Origin of the sequence: Bradyrhizobium sp., from assembly GCF_035935975.1 — a bacterium.
In the GTDB taxonomy this organism is placed as follows: domain Bacteria; phylum Pseudomonadota; class Alphaproteobacteria; order Rhizobiales; family Xanthobacteraceae; genus Bradyrhizobium.
In genome coordinates, this window is the sequence record NZ_DASYWN010000028.1 from 119,387 (window position 1) to 138,063 (window position 18,677).

Here is an 18,677-nt window from a genome sequence, read left to right on the forward strand (position 1 = left end):
CTCAACAACAAAAGCGGGCGAGCAAGCCATGCGTGGGACGCTCAAAGTCTTCATCTGCCTTCTCCTGCCGATCGTGGTCCTTGCCGCGGGCGCTCCGGGGCCGGTGCATGCGCAGCAGCAGGAAAAGCGCATCGCGCTCGTGGTCGGCAATGGCGCCTATGCCAAGTCGCCGCTGGCGACCACCGCGAATGATGCCGGCCTGATCGCACAGACGCTGCAGGCGGCGGGGTTCGACGTGGTCGGCGCGCGCGATCTCGACGGCGACACGCTGCGCAAGAGTTTTCGCGATTTCATCCAGAAGGCGCAGGCCTCCGGCCCCGGCACCGTCGCGATGATCTATCTTGCCGGTTACGGCGTGCAGCTTGCCGGCGAGAACTATTTCATCCCGGTCGATTCCAACATCAGTCGCGACACCGACGTCCCGACCGAGGCCCTGCGGATCAGCGACTATGCGCGCCAGCTTGCGGCCATTCCGCTCAAGGCCAACATCGTCGTGCTCGATGCCGCCCGCGCGCAGCCCTTCGTCGAGGGCGGCCAGCCGATCGCGAGCGGGCTTGCGCTGGTCGAGCCCGATCCGAACATGCTGATCGCGTTCAACGCCGCGCCCGGCACGGTGGCGCCCGAAGAGCCCGGGCCTTACGGCATCTATGCGCAGTCGCTGGCCGAGATGATCCGCACCGGCGGCCTGCCGCTGGCGGAGGTGTTCGACCGGGTTCGCCTGCGCGTCAACGAGGCCAGCAAGGGTGCGCAGGTGCCCTGGAACGAGCAGAAGATCTCGGCGCCATTCTCCTTCTTCGAGCGCGCGCCCGATGCGCCGCCGCCGGAAACGGCACCGGACCAGGTTGCCGCTATCCGGAGCAAGCCGCTCCGCGATCTCGGCGTGCAGGACGCCTATGCCGCCGCGCTCGAGCGCGACACGTTGCCGGCCTATGAGGAGTTTCTCGCGGCCTATCCGAACGATCCGATGTCCAGGCGCGTGATGGCGATCGTCGCGGCGCGGCGCGAGGCGATCACGTGGCGGCGGACCTATCGCACCGACACGCCTGAAGCCTATTGGTCGTATCTGCGCCGCTATCCGCGCGGGCCCCATGCGGGCGACGCGCACCGTCGCCTCGCGATCCTCACCGCGCCGGTCGAGCCGCCGCCGACATTCGCGATGATCGACTATGACGTGCCGCCGCCTCCGCCGGAGGAGGTGGTCTTTGTCGACCGTCCCGTGCTGTATTTCAGCGATCCCGTGTTCGGCTTTGCGCCACCTCCGCCGCCGCCGGTCTATTACCTGCCGCCGCCGCCGCCGGATTTCGTCGTGCTGCCGCCGCCGCTGCCGGTGGTCGGCCTGTTCGTGCTGCCACAGCCGGTGTTCGTGCCAATCCCCGTGTTCGTCAGGCCGCCGGTCTACGTCGCGCCGCCGCCGAACAACATCATCTACCAGAACATCCACAACACCACGGTCATCAACACCGTGATCAATCGCCCGCCGGCACCGCCAACGGGGGCAGGGCCGGCAGGACCCGGCAACCTCGCGCCGGCCGTTGCCGGCCGCGCCAATCCGGTGGCTCCAGCCGTGCCGCAGGCGGTCGTGCAACGCGCGGCCCTGATCCAGCAGGGCAAGGCGCCGATGCCGCCGAGCGCGACGATCCAGCCGACGGCAAGGCCCGGGATACCGCCGGCGGCGCCGGCGAATGTCGCGCCAAATGCAGCGCCAAACGCGGGACCAAACGCGGCACCGGGTGTGGCACCGAATGCCGCGCCGCAGACCGTCGTGCCGCAGGCCAGATTGCCTGCCGCCAACACGCTGCCGGTTCCCGGGTCCCATGGTGGTCCGCCCGCGCCGCCAGCGGGGGCAGGGCCCCTGCCGGGTGGCAGGCCCGCACCGACGGCGACGGCTCCTACGGGCCCGGGTGCAACCCCGCAGGCGCATCCGGGCGCGCCGACCGCTGCAGCTCCAGCAACGGTCGCGCCGAACGCGGCGGCTCCGGCCACCGCGCCCGGCCAGCCGCCCAAGCCGCCCGTCGCGCAGACCCCACCCGGAGCCGGGCCTGCTGATCGCGCCAAATCTGCAACCCGTGAGCCTGCAACCCATGCGCCCGCGAGCCCGCCGCCAGCGGCCACGGGACGGCCGGCCGTGCCACCGCCCTCGGCCGCGCGCGAGCCGATCAGGCCGCAGAGCCATCCGGCGGCCCCACCGCCGCAGGCGACGAGACCCGCCGCGCCGCCGCCACCACGGCCCCAGGCCGTGGCGCGGCCGACGCCGCCGCCTCCGCCGCGGGTGTCGGCACCACCGCCGCCACGACCGGCTCCGCCAGTCGCCGCAGCCCGCCCTGCGCCGCCGCCGGTTGCCCGGCCGGCTCCGCCACCGCCTCCGCCGCGGGTGGCCGTCGCCCCGCCGCGCCCGGCCGCACCGCCGCCGCGCCCTGCGGCGCCGGCGCCCAAGAAATGTCCTCCCAACCAGCCCAAGTGCTAGGCCAAGAGCTAGGCCAAGGGTCACGGGGCAGGGGATTTACGGAATGGGTCTTTCCCGGGCGAAAACCGCCCCCGAAAGGCCCTTATTTCCTTGCTTCTGGCCGAAATGGCGCTATATACCGCGCCATCTCACACGGAAACATGGCTCACAAGGCCGTCCGGTGGCAGCCGGGGCGAGAACGCTCCGTTTTGCTCACACGTTTCCGGAGGAACCAACCGGAGAATTAGAACGATGGCACTACCCGATTTCACTATGCGTCAGCTCCTCGAAGCCGGCGTGCACTTTGGCCACCAGTCGCACCGCTGGAATCCGAAAATGGCTCCGTTCATTTTCGGTGCGCGCAACAACATCCACATCGTCGACCTCGCCCAGACCGTGCCGATGCTGCACACGGCCCTTCAGGCCGTCAGCGACACCGTCGCCAAGGGCGGCCGCATCCTGTTCGTCGGCACCAAGCGCCAGGCGCAGGACGGCGTTGCCGATGCGGCCAAGCGCTGCGCGCAGTATTTCGTCAATTCGCGCTGGCTCGGCGGCACGCTGACCAACTGGAAGACGATCTCGGCCTCGATCAAGCGCCTGCGTCATCTCGACGACGTGCTCTCGGGCGGCGAAGCCAATTCCTACACGAAGAAGGAGCGCCTGACGCTTCAGCGCGAGCGCGACAAGCTCGACCGTTCGCTCGGCGGCATCAAGGACATGGGCGGTCTGCCCGACCTGATCTTCGTGATCGACACCAACAAGGAAGACATCGCGATCCAGGAGGCCCAGCGCCTCAACATCCCGGTCGCCGCGATCGTCGACACCAATTCGGACCCGAAGGGCATCACCTATGTGGTCCCCGGCAATGACGACGCCGGCCGCGCCATCGCGCTGTACTGCGACCTGATCGCGCGTGCTGCGATCGACGGCATCTCGCGTGCCCAGGGCGATTCGGGCATCGACATCGGCGCCTCCACCCGTCCGCTCGCCGAAGATCTGCCGGCGGCGTCCTCGAGCGGCTTCCAGGGCCTTGCCGGTCCGCGTGGTACCGCCGACGACCTCAAGAAGCTCCCGGGCGTGTCGGGTGCGATCGAGAAGAAGTTCAACGACCTCGGCATCTTCCACTATTGGCAGCTCGCCGAGCTCGACCACGACACCGCGCACACGATCGGCGAAGAAGTCGGTCTGCCGAGCCGCGCGGACGCTTGGGTGGCCAAGGCCAAGGCGCTGACCGCGGAAGCGGAATAGTCAAAAAGAGCGATCGGCTGGCCGGATCGGATCCGGCCACCATTTCATTCAGTTGACGCGAATTCCTGAGATGGACCGCGGCGGGGCAATTGGAGCCACGCCGCGGCGAACCGGCAGGCAAGAAGGATTTTCAACGATGGCAACGATCACTGCTGCGATGGTCAAGGATCTGCGCGAGTCCACCGGCGCAGGCATGATGGACTGCAAGGCCGCGCTGACCGAGAACGACGGCAACATGGAAGCGGCGCAGGACTGGCTGCGCAAGAAGGGCCTGTCGAAGGCCGCCAAGAAGTCGGGCCGTGTCGCGGCCGAAGGCCTGATTGGCGCGCTCACCAGGGGCAATAAGGGCGTCGTGGTCGAGGTCAACTCCGAGACCGACTTCGTCGCGCGCAACGGCCAGTTCCAGGGCCTGGTCAAGATGATTGCGCAGGTTGCTTTTGACGCCGGCGCCGATGTCGAGAAGATCAAGGCCGCCAAGGTCGGCGACGTCACGGTGGAAACCGCGATCAATGACGCGATCGCCACCATCGGCGAGAACATGACGCTGCGCCGTGCCGCTGCGCTCGAGGTCAGCCAGGGCGTGGTGTCGCACTACGTCCACGGTGCCGTCATCGACGGCGCCGGCAAGATGGGCGTGATCGTCGCGCTGGAATCGCCCGGCAAGGCCGACGAGCTCGCGGCGCTCGGCCGCCAGATCGCGATGCATATCGCGGCCGCCAACCCGCTGGCGCTCGATCCGTCCGGTCTCGACCAGGCGGTCGTCAAGCGCGAGAAGGACGTGCTTGCCGACAAGTATCGCCAGCAGGGCAAGCCGGAGAACGTGATCGAGAAGATCGTCGAGTCCGGCCTCAAGACCTACTACAAGGAAGTCTGCCTGCTCGAGCAGGCCTTCATCCACGACACCGGCAAGTCGGTGGCGCAGGCGGTGAAGGAAGCCGAAGGCAAGGTCGGCGGCGCGATCAAGATCGCAGGCTTTGTGCGCTATGCTCTCGGCGAGGGAATCGAGAAGCAGGAAAGCGACTTCGCAGCCGAGGTCGCGGCGGCCAGCGGCAAGAAGTAAGCGCCGGAACGTTCCTTCCGGCGTGCCGCCGGAAGCGGCGCCCGGACGAGGAAGGTGCTCATGACTGATCCGGTCTATCGTCGCGTCGTGATCAAGCTGTCCGGCGAATATCTCGCGGGACAGCAAGGCTTTGGCATCGATCAGCCGACCATGGACCGGGTTGCGGACGATCTGATCGCCGCCCGCCAGCTCGGCACCGAGGTTGCGGTCGTGATCGGCGGCGGCAATATCTTTCGCGGCGTCGAGGTGTCCTCCCGCGGCGTATCGCGCCCGACCGGCGACACCATGGGCATGCTTGCCACCATGATGAACTGCCTTGCGCTCGAAGCCACCATCGAGCGCAAGGGCATGCCGGCGAGGGCGCTCTCGGCGTTCGTCATGCCCGAGGTTTCCGAGCTGTTCACCCGCACGGCGGCGCACAAATATCTCGCCGAGGGCCGGATCCTGCTGCTTGGCGGCGGAACCGGCAATCCGTTCTTCACCACCGACACGACCGCGGTGCTGCGCGCCGCCGAGATCGGCGCCCAGGCGGTGCTGAAGGCGACCAATGTCGACGGCGTCTACTCGGCCGACCCCAAGAAGGACCCGACCGCGACGCGATTCGACCGTTTGACGCATTCGCAGGCGATCGAGGGCGGCTACAAGGTGATGGATGCGACCGCCTTCGCACTTGCCCGCGAGACGTCGCTGCCTATCATCGTATTTTCGATCGCGGAGCCCGGTTCGATCGGCGCGATTCTGCGTGGCGGTGGCCACGGAACCATCGTCGCCGGCTGACGGCTCATCTGGCGCGCCCTGACGGAAGGGCGCGGAGAGGTCGCCGGGATTTTGAAGGAGAAACGTGATGGCCACGGGTAATTTCGACCTCAACGAAGTGAAGCGCCGCATGCAAGGCGCCGTCCAGTCGCTCAAGCACGAGCTTGGCGGCTTGCGCACCGGCCGCGCCTCGGCCTCGATGCTCGATCCGGTGCAGGTCGAAGCTTATGGCAGCCACATGCCGCTCAACCAGCTCGCCACCGTCAGCGTGCCGGAGCCGCGCCTGATCTCGGTGCAGGTCTGGGACAAGTCGATGGTCAAGGCGGTGGAAAAGGCGATCGTCGATTCCAATCTCGGCCTGTCGCCCGCGACCGAAGGCCAGGTGCTGCGCCTGCGCATCCCCGAGCTCAACGAGGAGCGCCGCAAGGAGCTGGTGAAGGTCGCGCACAAATACGCCGAAGCCGCCAAGGTCGCCGCGCGTCATGTCCGCCGCGACGGTCTCGACGTTCTCAAGAAGCTCGAGAAGAATCACGAGATGTCGGAGGACGATCAGAAGCGTCACGCCGACGAGGTGCAGAAGGCCACCGACGGCACCATCACCGAGATCGACCAGCTGCTGGCCGCCAAGGAAAAAGAGATCCTCACCGTCTAAAGCGCGGTGATTCGTCGTCGCGCTTTGGGTTATTGTTCGCGCATGATCGTTTCGGAAAGCCGCTTCGCATTTTTCCGGGTCATGCTTTAAGGCCGCTTCCATGTCCAACGCCGCCGCGCCTGCAACGGAAGGACCCGACCGGTCCGACGCGCCTGCGCATGTCGCCATCATCATGGATGGCAACGGGCGTTGGGCGGCCGCGCGCGGCCTGCCGCGAGCTGAAGGGCATCGCCGCGGCGTCGAGGCGTTGCGCCGCGTGGTGCGCGCCTCGCACGAGCTCGGCATCCGCTACCTCACCATCTTCTCGTTCTCGTCGGAGAACTGGTCGCGGCCGGCGAGCGAGATCGGCGATCTCTTCGGTCTGCTCCGCCGCTTCATCCGCAACGACCTCGCCAGCCTGCATCGCGACGGCGTCAAGGTCCGCATCATCGGCGAGCGCGACGGGCTCGAGGGCGACATCTGTGCGCTGCTGAACGAGGCCGAAGAGCTGACGCGCGACAACACGCGCCTCACGCTGGTCGTCGCCTTCAATTACGGCTCGCGGCACGAGATCGCGAAAGCGGCGCAGAAGCTTGCGCGCGAAGTTGCCGAGGGCAAGCGTGATCCGTCGTCGATCGACGCCGAGACGCTCGGCGCGCATCTCGATGCGCCCGACATTCCCGACCCCGACCTCATCATCCGCACCAGCGGCGAGCAGCGCCTGTCCAACTTCCTGATGTGGCAGGCCGCCTATAGCGAGCTGGTGTTCGTGCCGATCCACTGGCCCGATTTCGACAAGGCGGCGCTGGAAGGCGCGATCGCCGAATTTGCCAGGCGGGAGCGCCGTTTCGGCGGCCTGGTCGCGAAAAACGCCTCGTGAGCGAACCCGACGCCGCACCGGTGGGCGCCAAGCCTGCCCCCAGCAATCTCGTGATGCGGGTTCTCGCTGCGCTGGTGCTGGCGCCGCTCGCCATCGCGGTCGCCTATGCCGGCGGCTGGCTGTGGGCGCTGCTCGTCACCCTGGTCTCGATCGGGCTGTTCGCGGAATGGCTGATGGTGGTGGGCGCAGGCTCGGCCGCGCTGACCGGGGCAGGGACGGTCGTCATCGCCATGATGGGTCTGTGCGTTGCCGCCGGTGCGCTCAAGACCGCCATCATCGTCGGCTGCGCCGGCGGCGCGATCATCATGCTGATCGCGCGCGGCAAGTTCATTTGGGCGGCCACCGGATTTGCCTATGCCGCGGCGGCGCTGCTGGCCTCGATCCTGGTGCGGAAGGACCTCGTCAACGGGTTTTCCGCGCTGATGTTCGTGCTGCTGGTGGTGTGGGCGACCGATATCGGCGGCTATTTCGCCGGCCGCAGCATCGGCGGGCCGAAGCTGTGGCCGCGCGTCAGCCCGAAGAAGACCTGGTCCGGGGCCCTTGGTGGCTTCACCGCGAGCCTTGTGGTCGCCGCCGGCTTTGCGGCGTGCGGGATCGGGAAGGCGGTTCCATTGCTGCTCGTCAGCGCCGTCCTGTCGGTGGTGTCGCAGCTCGGCGACCTGTTCGAATCCGCCGTGAAGCGGCGCTTCGGGGTCAAGGATTCCAGTCACTTAATTCCCGGTCATGGCGGTCTATTGGACCGTCTGGACGGTTTTGTCGCCGCCATCCTGGCGGCATGGCTTATCGGCTTTCTCCGCCATGGTGTGCATAGCGCCGGAAGCGGTCTTATGGTTTGGTGAGGATATGAGCGCCGTTCCCTTGCGTAATAACAGGCTTGCTGCGTCCGACATCCGCAGCGTCACAGTCCTCGGTGCCACCGGCTCGATCGGCGACAGCACGATGGATCTGCTGCGCGCCTCGCCCGAGCGCTACCGCGTCGAAGCCTTGACCGCGAACAGCAACGTCGCGGCGCTGGCCAAGCTCGCGAAGGAATTTTCCGCGCGTTATGTCGCGATCGCCGACAGCTCCAAGCTCGGCGAGCTCAAGGCCGCGCTCGCGGGCACGAGCACCGAATGCGGAGCCGGCGAGAGCGCCGTGATCGAGGCGGGCGCCCGTCCGGCCGATTGGGTGATGGCGGCGGTCAGCGGCGCGGCCGGTCTGAAGCCGGCATTGGCGGCGGTTGATCGCGGCGCCCATGTCGCGCTCGCCAACAAGGAATGCCTCGTCTGCGCCGGCGATTTCTTCATGCAGCGCGCGGCAAAAGCCGGCGCCTGCATCCTGCCGGCCGATTCCGAGCACAACGCGCTGTTCCAGGCGCTGGCATCGGGCAATCGCGACGAGCTGGTCCGCGTCATCATCACGGCGTCGGGCGGCCCGTTCCGGACCTGGAAGCCCGCCGACATCGAGCAGGCGACGCTCGAGCAGGCCCTGAAACATCCGAACTGGAGCATGGGCCAGAAGATCACGATCGATTCCGCCTCGATGATGAACAAGGGCCTCGAGGTGATCGAGGCGTCCTATCTGTTCGCGCTCTCGCCCGACGAGATCGACGTCCTGGTGCATCCGCAGTCGATCATCCACGGCATGGTCGAATTCTCCGACCGCTCGGTGATGGCGCAGCTCGGCTCGCCCGACATGCGCACGCCGATCGCGCACTGCCTCGGCTGGCCCGACCGCATCAAGGGGCCGGCGGCCAAGCTGGACCTCGCCAAGATCGGCCAGCTCACCTTCGAGGCACCGGATTTCGAGCGGTTCCCCGGACTGAGGCTGGCTTTCGATTCGCTGCGGACCGGGAAGGGGGCGACCACGGTTTACAACGCGGCCAACGAGGTCGCGGTCGCCGCCTTCATCGCCGGCAAGATCCGGTTCGGCGCCATCGCGCGGCTGGTCGAGGCGACGCTGGACGACTGGGTCCGCGGCGGGAACCAGGCCCCGATGACGTCCGCGGATGACGCAATATCCGTTGACCATGTTGCTCGAAATAGAGCTGCCGCCCTATTGCCTCAAATTGCCTTAAAGGCATCCTAGATGGTTCGGGGCCAGGGCCTTGCGGCGCTGGATGAGGGAATTCGATGATCGATTTTTTTACCCATAGTTTCAATGCGTTGAGCCATGGGCTCCTCGGCTATGTCGTTCCCTTCCTCTTCGTCCTGACCATCGTCGTGTTCTTCCATGAGCTCGGCCATTTTCTGGTCGCGCGCTGGGCAGGCGTCCGGGTGTTAACCTTCTCGCTCGGCTTCGGACCTGAGCTGGTCGGTTTCAACGACCGTCATGGCACCCGCTGGAAGATTTCGGCGATCCCGCTCGGCGGCTACGTCAAGTTCTTCGGCGACGAGAGCGAGGCCTCGACCCCGTCGCCCGAGGCGCTGGCGGCAATGACCGCCGAGGAGCGCGCCGGCAGCTTCCACCACAAGAAGGTCGGCCCGCGGGCGGCCATCGTAGCGGCCGGGCCGATCGCTAATTTCATCCTGGGCGCGCTGATCTTCGCCGGCATGGCGCTGTATTACGGCAAGCCGAGCACGATCGCGCGGGTCGATGGCGTCGTCGCCGACGGCGCGGCAGCCACGGCCGGCTTCAAGATCGGGGACGTCGTCGTCCAGATCGACGGCAAGCCGATCGAGAGCTTCGCCGACATGCAGCGAATCGTGGCGATGAACGCCGGTTCCGCACTTGCCTTCCAGGTGAAGCGGGACGGTGCCATTGTGTCGCTGACGGCGACCCCGGCGCTGCTCGAGCGCAAGGACCCGTTCGGCAACAGCCACAAGGTCGGCGTTCTCGGCGTCGAGCACAAGTCGCAGGCCGGCGAGGCCTCGACCGCCCCGGTCGGCGTCGGCGAAGCGCTCAAGATCGGGGTCGAGCAGGTCTGGTTCATCATCACCAGCACCTTCAAGTTCCTGGGCTCGCTGTTTGTCGGCCAGGGCAATCCGAACGAGGTCAGCGGCGTGCTCGGCATCGCCAAGATGTCGGGGCAGGCGGCCAGCGCCGGGTTCCAGTTCGTGATCAATCTGTGCGCAGTGCTGTCGGTGTCGATTGGCCTTCTGAACCTGTTCCCGATCCCGCTGCTCGATGGCGGCCACCTTATGTTCTATGCGGCGGAAGTCGTTCGCGGCCGGCCCTTGTCCGAGCGGACCCAGGAGATGGGGTTCCGAATCGGACTGGGTTTGGTGCTGATGTTGATGGTGTTTGCCACCTACAATGACATCCTGCGGATGGCCGCTTCCTAATGCGGGCTTTTTTGTGGCGTTGCTGATCAGCAACGTCTTGGAATGAAATTGAAATTACGGTGTCAGCGGCCGTTTGCGGCACCGTTGAAATTGGCTACAAGCGGCATCGAACTTGGGGAATCTCCCAGACCGGCGTTGGGGTTGGGTCTGGTACTGATAAGGGCGCGTTGCGCAATGAAGTTTGGACTGCGACTCCGGGGGGGCTTGCTCGCAACCCTGATCTTGTTCGGCGCGCCGGTGGTTGCCCCGGTTGGGGCTGTTTTGGTGTCTTCGTCTGCGCTCGCGCAGACCGTCCAGTCGATTTCCGTCGAAGGGAATCGCCGTGTCGAGGTGGAGACGATCCGCTCCTATTTCAAGCCGGGTCCGGGCGGTCGCCTGGATCAGGGCGCCATCGATGACGGCCTCAAGGCGCTGATCGAGACTGGCCTGTTCCAGGACGTCCGAATCAACCGTGGCGCCGGTGGCCAGATCATCGTCTCCGTGGTGGAAAACCCGGTGATCGGCCGCATCGCGTTCGAGGGCAACAAGAAGATCAAGGACGAGCAGCTCACCGCTGAGGTCCAGTCCAAGGCGCGCGGCACCTTCTCCCGCGCCATGGTGCAGTCCGACACGCTGCGAATCGCCGAAATCTATCGCCGTTCCGGCCGCTACGACGTGCGCGTCACGCCCGAGATCATCGAGCAGCCGAACAACCGCGTCGACCTGATCTTCACGGTCGAGGAAGGCGCCAAGACCGGCGTCAAGTCGATCGAGTTCATCGGCAACAACGCGTTCTCGGCCTACCGCCTGCGCGACGTCATCAAGACGCACGAATCGAACCTGCTGAGCTTCCTCGCCAGCGGCGACATCTATGATCCCGATCGTGTCGAGGCCGACCGCGACCTGCTCCGCCGCTTCTATCTCAAGAACGGTTTCGCCGACGTCCAGGTGGTCGCCGCGCTGACCGAATACGACCCGGAGAAGAAGGGCTTCAACGTCACCTTCAAGATTGAGGAAGGCTCGCAGTACCGCGTCGGCGCGGTCGACTTCCGCACGAGCATTCCGAACTTCGATCCCACCTCGATGCGCGGCTATTCGCGCGTCAATGTCGGCTCGCTGTACAACGTCGAATCGGTCGAAAAGTCGGTTGAGGAGATGCAGATCGAGGCCTCGCGCCGCGGCTATGCCTTCGCCGTGGTCCGTCCCGGCGGCGACCGCAATTTCGACGCGCATACCGTGAACGTCGTGTTCAACATCGACGAAGGCCCGCGCACTTATATCGAGCGCATCAATCTGCGCGGCAACACCCGCACACGCGACTACGTGATCCGCCGCGAGTTCGACATCTCCGAGGGCGACGCATACAACCGCGCGCTGGTCGATCGTGCCGAACGCCGCCTGAAGAACCTCGACTACTTCAAGAGCGTGAAGATCACGACGGAGCCGGGCTCCTCGAGCGACCGCGTCATCCTGATCGTCGACATGGAAGAAAAATCGACCGGCGACTTCTCGATCTCGGGCGGTTACTCCACGACCGACGGTGCGCTCGCCGAAGTCTCGGTCTCCGAGCGTAACCTGCTTGGCCGCGGCCTGTTCGCCAAGGCGTCGGTGACCTATGGCCAGTACGCCCGCGGCTACTCGCTGTCGTTCGTCGAACCCTATCTGCTCGACTACCGCGTCGCGCTGGGCCTCGACCTCTATCAGCGCCAGCAGCTGTCCAACAGCTACATCTCCTACGGCACCAAGACGCTCGGCTTCTCGCCGCGCCTCGGCTTCTCCTTGCGTGAAGATCTGTCGCTCCAGCTGCGCTACTCGATCTACCAGCAGGAAATCTCACTGCCGTACTACTTGGCGAACTGTAACAACACCCTCGGTTCGTCGACCTTCAATCCGAGCCCGGCCTTCGCCGCGTCGCAGACGCCGCCGATCGACCTGAGCTCGACCAATGGTCTCGGCTGCTACAGCGACGGCGAAGCCTCGTTGCCGGTCCGCAAGGAGCTTGCCGGCGGCAAGACCCTGACCTCGGCGCTCGGCTACACGCTGACCTACAATACGCTGGACAACAACAAGAACCCCACCGACGGTCTGCTCGTCGACTTCCGTCAGGATTTCGCCGGCGTCGGCGGCGACGTCTCCTACTTGAAGTCGGTGGTCGACGCGAAATACTACACCCCGCTGGTGTCCGATATCGTCGGCCTCGTGCACTTGCAGGGCGGCATGCTGAACAAGATCGGCAGCAACGAGCTGCGCATGCTCGATCACTTCCAGATGGGCCCGAACCTCGTCCGCGGCTTCGCGCCGAACGGCATCGGTCCGCGCGATTTGAACCCCTTTGGTACGCAGGACGCGATTGGCGGTACCAAGTATTGGGGCGCTTCGCTGGAATTGCAGATGCCGTTCTGGTTCCTGCCGAAGGAAGTGGGTCTGAAGGGCGCGGTTTACGCCGACGCCGGCGGCCTGTTCGACTATCAGGGCCCGACGACGTGGTCGGTGACCAACGAAATGACCACGACCAGGAACTCGAATTGCATACCGTCGACCCTCAGCCCGGCCACGGCCGGAACTTGTACCGGCCTGGTGTACGACAACGGCAATGTCGTCCGGTCGTCGGTCGGTGTCGGCCTGATCTGGCAGTCGCCGTTCGGTCCGCTGCGGTTCGACTACGCCGTGCCGATCACCAAGGGCAAGAACGACCGCACGCAGGAATTCCGGTTCGGCGGCGGCACCAGCTTCTAATTCGAACAGCACGGTATGATCCGGCCCCCTGGGTTCCCCTCGTTGGGTCTCCCCAGGGGGCCGATCTTTCAAAAAGATCGCGCTCAATCCATGTGATAAGGCATGATGCGGCCTGACCGCTTCATGCCGAAGCCGGACCGCGACGGGGTGGAATGGCGCAGCCGACCTTCTTCAAGAAACCGCCTGCCACAGCGCTGGCCGATATCGCCACGCTGACCAAGGCGCAGCTGGTCGACCCCACGCGGGGCGGCCACGTCATCACGGGCCTGGCTTCGCTCGACGAAGCCGGCCCGATGCATTTGGCGTTCTTCGATAACCTCAAATATGCCGATGAGCTCAAGGCGACCAGGGCCGGCGCCTGTCTGGTGAGCCCGCGCTTCGAGGCCCAGGTGCCCGCGCATGTGGCCGTGCTGCGGGTGGCGCAGCCGTTCCGCGCCTTCGTCGGGATCGCCCGCGAATGGCACGGCGATGCGCTGCGTCCGCAGTCCTGGTTCGGCAATGACGGGATCGCACCGTCGGCCATCATCGATCCTTCGGCACGGCTGGAGGACGACGTCATCGTCGAACCGCTGACCGTCATCGGTCCGGACGTCGAGATCGGCAGCGGCACCGTGATCGGCGCAGGCGTGGTCCTCGGTCCCGGCGTCAAGATCGGCCGGGACTGCAATGTCGGCGCCCGCACGGCCATCCAGTGCGCACTGATCGGCAACAATGTGCTGATCCATCCCGGCTGCTCGATCGGCCAGGACGGCTACGGCTTCATCTTCTTCGGCCCTGAGGGCCATCTGAAAGTGCCCCAGACCGGCCGGGTGCTGATCCAGAACAACGTGGAAGTCGGGGCCGGCACCACCATCGATCGTGGCTCCCTGCGTGACACCGTGATCGGTGAGGGCACCAAAATCGACAATCAGGTCCAGATCGGCCACAATGTGACGATCGGTCGGAACTGCCTGCTGGCGGCCCAGATCGGCCTCGCGGGCAGCCTGACGATCGGCGACAACGTGGCGCTGGGAGCAAAGGTCGGTATCAACAACCACCTCAAGATCGGCGACGGAGCCCAGGTCACCGCGATGAGCGGCGTCAAGGACGACATCCCGCCGAACGGTCGCTGGGGTGGCTTTTTTGCCAAGCCGACCAAGCAATGGTTCAAGGAAATTATCGCGGTGGAGCGCCTGGTACGCGACAGCAAGGCCGATCCGAAGAACGAGGGACGGGAATGACGGAGGAATCTCCTATCAAGTTCGAGCTGGTGGATATCAATGCGATCCTCCGGACGCTGCCGCACCGTTTCCCGATGCTGCTGATCGACCGCGTGATCAACATCCGCGCCGATTACAGCGGCATTGGCATCAAGAACGTCACCTTCAACGAGCCGGCCTTCCAGGGCCATTTCCCCGAGCGCCCGGTCTATCCCGGCGTGATGATGATCGAGGCGATGGCGCAGACGGCGGGCGTGATCGGCATCACCTCGGTCGAGGGCACCGAGAAGCCGCGCGCGGTGTATTTCCTCACCATCGACAAGTGCAAGTTCCGCAAGCCCGTGCTGCCCGGCGATACCATCGAATATCACATGCGCTCGATCGGCCGCCGCAAGGCGATGTGGTGGTTTCACGGTGACGCCAAGGTCAACGGCCAGGTCGTCGCGGAAGCCGATGTCGGCGCCATGCTGACGGACTGAAGCGTCTTCGAACGAACTGGCTCTGACCGGGATCAGCTGCGCTGGATGCGTTCGCGCGCCGCGCAGGCGTATCGCGCTGCCGTGACATCGCGCTTGATGTTCTGGTTGAAGAACTGGCCCATGGACGGTGCGCCCAAGAGGCGCTCGACCGTGTCCGCCGTCACGCCGCAATAGCGGTCATAGGCGCCATTCACCGCGACGATCAGGTGCTGCTGCGCGGGGTCGTAACAGACCCGCTGCAGCATCGTGCTGCGGGTGATGTCGCGGCATTCGAATGTCTTGAGATCGACGAGGCGATGTTCGCCAGTCTCGACCGTCTCGGACACGATCGGCGCGGCCGCGAACTGTGCGAGCAGGATTGCCAGGGCCCTGACCACGATGACTTCAAGCTCCACATGAACGCGTTAATGGACTGGGGCGGCCGGCTCATCCGGCACCTGAAACACGCCGAGATGATACGTCACTGGACAGATCGGGCATAGTCGCGCTAACCAGCGGAAAACCGAGCGACTTCAAAGCCTAACCAGACCTTCTTGATGAGTCAGATTGCTTGATGAGTAAGATTGATCCCACCGCACGGGTCGAGGACGGGGCCGTGATCGGCGAGGGTACCGAGATCGGGCCCTTTTGCATCATCGGCCCGCATGTCGTGATCGGCGCAAACTGCAAGCTGATCGGCCATGTGCACATCACGGCGCAGACCACGATCGGCGACAATTGCACCATCTATCCGTTCGCCTCGCTCGGCACGCCGCCGCAGTCGCTCAGCTATCGCGGCGAGCTGACCAAGCTCACGATCGGCTCGGGCTGCACCATCCGCGAATCCGTCACCATGAACGCCGGCACCGTCGCCGGCGGCGGCATCACCACGGTCGGCGACCGCGGCTATTTCATGAATTGCAGCCATGTCGGCCACGACTGCCATGTCGGCAATGACGTGATCTTCGCGACCTCGGCGACGCTTGGCGGTCATGCCGAGATCGGCGACTTCGTCTTCATCGGCGGTCTGTCCGCGGTGCACCAGTTCACCCGTATCGGGCCGCAGGTGATGGTCGGCGGCGTCTGCGGCGTGCGCGACGACATCATCCCGTTCGGGCTCGTCAACGGCCAGTACGCCGTGCTCGAAGGCCTCAACATCATCGGCATGAAGCGGCGCAAGTTCACCAAGCAGCGGCTCGCGACCGTGCGTTCGTTCTACCAAAAACTCTTCCACGGCCCGGGCATGTTCGCCGAACGCCTCGCGGCGGCGCAGCCGCTGGCGGCGGAAGATCCCGCGATTGCCGAAATCCTCGACTTCATCGGCAAGGGCAAGCATCGTCCGCTCTGTCTTCCCGCCATCGAGAAGTGATCCTGGCATGGCCGCGGACATGACATCGGCGGCAGCGGAGATTTCATCGCCGGTCGGCGTGGTCGCGGGCGGTGGCGCCATGCCGTTCGCGGTCGCCGACTCGCTCGCCGCGCGCGGCTTCACGCCCGTGCTGTTTCCGCTGCGAGGCGCCTGCGATCCGGTGCAGGTGGACAAATTCCGCCATCGCTGGATCTCGGTCGGTCAGCTCGGCCGCGCCATGCGGCTGTTCCGCGAGGAGGGCTGCCGCGACCTGATCTTCATCGGCACACTGGTGCGGCCTTCGCTCACGGAAATCCGCTTCGATGTCACGACGCTGCGGCTACTCGGCAATGTCATCCGCGCCTTCCGCGGCGGCGACGATCATCTGTTGTCCGGCGTCGGCCGCATCCTCGAGCAAGGCGGTTTTCGCATGGTCGGCATCAAGGACGTCGCGCCCGATCTGCTGATGCCCGAGGGCTGCATCAGCCGCGCCTGGCCGGCCGACAATGCCAAGGCCGACATCGAGCGCGGCCGCGCGGTGCTGACCGCACTCGGGCCGTTCGACATCGGCCAGGCGGCCGTGGTGATCGACGGCCATGTCGTGGCTGTCGAGGACATCGAGGGTACCGATGCGCTGCTGGCGCGCGTCGCGCGGCTGCGCGAGGAGGGACGGATCCGCACCGCGACGGGGCGGGGCGTGCTGGTGAAGGCGCCGAAGAGCGGCCAGGATCTGCGCTTCGACCTGCCGACGATCGGGCCGCGGACCATCGAGGGCGTCGCGAAGGCCGGCCTTGCCGGCATCGCCGTCATCGCGGGCAACACCATTGCCGCCGAGCCGCAGGCGATGATCGCGACCGCCGACGCCAAATATCTCTTCATCATCGGCCTGCCGGCGTGATGCAGACCCGCGATCCCAAGCGCAGGATTTTCCTGATCGCGACGGAGGAATCCGGCGACCGGCTCGGCAGCGCCCTGATGAAGGTGCTGCGCCAGCGCCTCGGCGACGGCGTGCAGTTCGAAGGCGTCGGCGGCCGCACCATGGCGCGCGAGGGGCTGGAGACACTGTTTCCGATCGAGGAGCTGTCGATCGTCGGTTTCGCCGCGGTGATCCAGCAATTGCCGAAGATCCTGCGCTTGATCCGCGAGACTGCGGATGCCGTGCTGGACGCCGCGCCCGATGCGCTCGTCATCATCGACAGCCCGGATTTCACCCATCGCGTCGCCCGTCGCGTGCGGGCGAAGAATCCCGCGATCCCCGTCGTCGACTACGTCTCGCCCTCGGTGTGGGCGTGGAGGCCGGGCCGGGCGCGCGCCATGCTCGGCTATGTCGACCATGTGCTTGGCCTCTTGCCGTTCGAGCCGGAGGAATATCGCAAGCTCGGCGGGCCGCCATGCAGCTATGTAGGCCATCCCCTGGTCGAGCAATTGCCCTCGCTGCGGCCGAGCGCGGAGGAGCAGAGGCGCCGTGATGCCCCGCCGCCGGTGCTGCTGGTGCTGCCCGGCAGCCGCCGCAGCGAGATCCGGCATCATCTCGGCGTGTTCGGCGCAACGCTTGGGCGGCTCCAGGCCGAAGGCCGCGCCTTCGAGCTGATACTGCCGACCATGCCGTATCTCGAAGCAACCGTGCGCGAGGGCATCGCGAGCTGGCCGGTCAAGCCGCAGATCGTGATCGGCGAGACCGAAAGGCGCGCCGCCTTCCGCATCGCGCATGCCGCGCTGGCCAAGTCCGGCACGGTGACGCTCGAGCTCGCGCTGTCGGGCATTCCCATGGTGACCGCCTATCGCGTCGGCGCGATGGAAGCCTTCATCCTGCGCCGCGCGATCCGCGTCTCCTCGGTGATCCTCGCCAATCTCGTGATCGGCGAGGACGTCATTCCGGAATATCTGCAAGAAGATTGCACGCAGGAGAAGCTGGCGCCGGCGCTGACGGAACTGCTGACGGATACGCCGCTACGCAAGCGGCAGGTCGAGGCGTTCGCGCGGCTCGATCAGATCATGTCGACCGGCAACAAATCGCCCAGCGTGCTCGCGGCTGACATTGTGCTCACGACGATGCGTAAGGTGCGGCGGTAGACGACGGCCTTGTAGGGTGGCAAAGCGCAGCGTGCCCACCATGTCCTGGTTGTGGAGAGAGGCGGTGGGCACGCTTCGCTTCGCCCACCCTCATATGGGGATTTGTGAGTCAAGGGCATTCGATTGGCTTGAGTGAGGTTGGCGTGGTTTGAGGGCGGCGCGCGGAGCCATGCGGAGCGCAGCGCGACGACCGTGTTCCGGGCGAGGATTGGCTTCCGAAGCTTTCTGCAGCTCACTGCATCACCTCATATCCGGTCGGACTGGTGTGGTCCGGACCCACGTTCCGCATGCTTGCGGCGAGGAAGCCATGAGGATGAGACCCATCTACAAAACGGCTGTTTGTTCGGCCCTAGGGTGGCACGGTCATCATCCATCCCGCGCGGACTGCGGCCAAGCGCAGCGCCCGGTGGTGGTTGGGTTCTATGCCTTCATGGTTGCCCCCGCAGGTACGAGGCCAGTGGTGAGGTAACGCCACAGCGCCACGATCAGCTTGCGCGCCAGCGCGACGATGGCGACGCGTTTGGCGCGCTTGCCGGCGTTGGCGATGCGGTCACGGAACCAGCGGCTGAGCGCGCTGTCCGGTTGATGCCGCAGCCACAGCCA

Annotated in this window: 16 protein-coding genes and 1 pseudogene; 15 read left to right on the plus strand and 2 right to left on the minus strand. The window is 65.8% G+C overall.

Annotated features, from left to right (window positions below):
* The first annotated feature begins 28 nt into the window (after positions 1–28).
* From VGR99_RS15780 to fabZ, 12 genes are all read left to right on the plus strand, one after another.
* On the plus strand, positions 29–2,464 hold the full coding sequence (locus VGR99_RS15780; protein WP_326899478.1) for a caspase domain-containing protein: 2,436 nt from the start codon (positions 29–31) through the stop codon (positions 2,462–2,464).
* Between the two features lie 231 nt (positions 2,465–2,695).
* Positions 2,696–3,691, plus strand: a complete 996-nt coding sequence (locus VGR99_RS15785; protein ID WP_326899481.1) for a 30S ribosomal protein S2 — start codon at positions 2,696–2,698, stop codon at positions 3,689–3,691.
* 136 nt (positions 3,692–3,827) lie between these two features.
* The gene (gene tsf, locus VGR99_RS15790; protein WP_326899482.1) at positions 3,828–4,751 is read left to right on the plus strand and encodes a translation elongation factor Ts; all 924 of its coding nucleotides are present in this window, start codon (positions 3,828–3,830) and stop codon (positions 4,749–4,751) included.
* A gap of 60 nt (positions 4,752–4,811) precedes the next feature.
* On the plus strand, positions 4,812–5,528 hold the full coding sequence (gene pyrH / locus VGR99_RS15795) for a UMP kinase (RefSeq protein ID WP_326899483.1): 717 nt from the start codon (positions 4,812–4,814) through the stop codon (positions 5,526–5,528).
* Between the two features lie 67 nt (positions 5,529–5,595).
* Positions 5,596–6,159 (plus strand): ribosome recycling factor, encoded by a 564-nt coding sequence (gene frr / locus VGR99_RS15800; protein ID WP_326899484.1) that lies wholly within the window; start codon positions 5,596–5,598, stop codon positions 6,157–6,159.
* Positions 6,160–6,259: 100 nt separating this feature from the next.
* Positions 6,260–7,018: an isoprenyl transferase gene (locus VGR99_RS15805; protein ID WP_326899485.1), complete on the plus strand. Its 759-nt coding sequence runs from the start codon at positions 6,260–6,262 to the stop codon at positions 7,016–7,018.
* The gene (locus tag VGR99_RS15810; RefSeq protein WP_326899487.1) at positions 7,015–7,857 is read left to right on the plus strand and encodes a phosphatidate cytidylyltransferase; all 843 of its coding nucleotides are present in this window, start codon (positions 7,015–7,017) and stop codon (positions 7,855–7,857) included. The genes VGR99_RS15805 and VGR99_RS15810 overlap by 4 nt, the downstream gene beginning before the upstream one ends.
* A gap of 4 nt (positions 7,858–7,861) precedes the next feature.
* The gene (dxr, locus tag VGR99_RS15815) at positions 7,862–9,085 is read left to right on the plus strand and encodes a 1-deoxy-D-xylulose-5-phosphate reductoisomerase (RefSeq protein WP_326899488.1); all 1,224 of its coding nucleotides are present in this window, start codon (positions 7,862–7,864) and stop codon (positions 9,083–9,085) included.
* 44 nt (positions 9,086–9,129) lie between these two features.
* Complete coding sequence (gene rseP, locus VGR99_RS15820) at positions 9,130–10,281, plus strand: RIP metalloprotease RseP (RefSeq protein WP_326899489.1); 1,152 nt, start codon at positions 9,130–9,132, stop codon at positions 10,279–10,281.
* Positions 10,282–10,455: 174 nt separating this feature from the next.
* The gene (bamA, locus tag VGR99_RS15825; RefSeq protein ID WP_326899490.1) at positions 10,456–12,996 is read left to right on the plus strand and encodes an outer membrane protein assembly factor BamA; all 2,541 of its coding nucleotides are present in this window, start codon (positions 10,456–10,458) and stop codon (positions 12,994–12,996) included.
* A gap of 152 nt (positions 12,997–13,148) precedes the next feature.
* Positions 13,149–14,216 carry a UDP-3-O-(3-hydroxymyristoyl)glucosamine N-acyltransferase gene (gene lpxD, locus VGR99_RS15830; RefSeq protein WP_326899492.1) on the plus strand — a complete coding sequence of 356 codons (1,068 nt, stop codon included), beginning with the start codon at positions 13,149–13,151 and terminating at the stop codon, positions 14,214–14,216.
* Entirely contained in the window at positions 14,213–14,674 is a 462-nt protein-coding gene (gene fabZ / locus VGR99_RS15835) for a 3-hydroxyacyl-ACP dehydratase FabZ (RefSeq protein ID WP_326899493.1), read from the plus strand. Before lpxD ends, fabZ begins: the two co-directional genes overlap by 4 nt.
* A 32-nt stretch (positions 14,675–14,706) precedes the next feature.
* Here fabZ and VGR99_RS15840 read toward each other — a convergent pair whose 3' ends face one another.
* Positions 14,707–15,051 (minus strand): KTSC domain-containing protein, encoded by a 345-nt coding sequence (locus VGR99_RS15840; RefSeq protein ID WP_326899494.1) that lies wholly within the window; start codon positions 15,049–15,051, stop codon positions 14,707–14,709.
* A gap of 176 nt (positions 15,052–15,227) precedes the next feature.
* On the opposite strand from VGR99_RS15840, the gene lpxA reads away from it, so the two are divergent.
* The 3 genes from lpxA to lpxB are packed head-to-tail and all read left to right on the plus strand — an operon-like array spanning position 15,228 to position 18,074.
* Positions 15,228–16,022 (plus strand): acyl-ACP--UDP-N-acetylglucosamine O-acyltransferase, encoded by a 795-nt coding sequence (gene lpxA / locus VGR99_RS15845; protein WP_326899495.1) that lies wholly within the window; start codon positions 15,228–15,230, stop codon positions 16,020–16,022.
* 19 nt (positions 16,023–16,041) lie between these two features.
* On the plus strand, positions 16,042–16,899 hold the full coding sequence (locus VGR99_RS15850; protein ID WP_326899512.1) for an LpxI family protein: 858 nt from the start codon (positions 16,042–16,044) through the stop codon (positions 16,897–16,899).
* Entirely contained in the window at positions 16,896–18,074 is a 1,179-nt protein-coding gene (gene lpxB, locus VGR99_RS15855) for a lipid-A-disaccharide synthase (RefSeq protein WP_326899496.1), read from the plus strand. Before VGR99_RS15850 ends, lpxB begins: the two co-directional genes overlap by 4 nt.
* 420 nt (positions 18,075–18,494) lie before the next feature.
* Here the strand turns inward: lpxB and VGR99_RS15860 are convergent.
* A pseudogene (locus tag VGR99_RS15860) lies at positions 18,495–18,677 on the minus strand (IS110 family transposase); the annotation flags it as partial.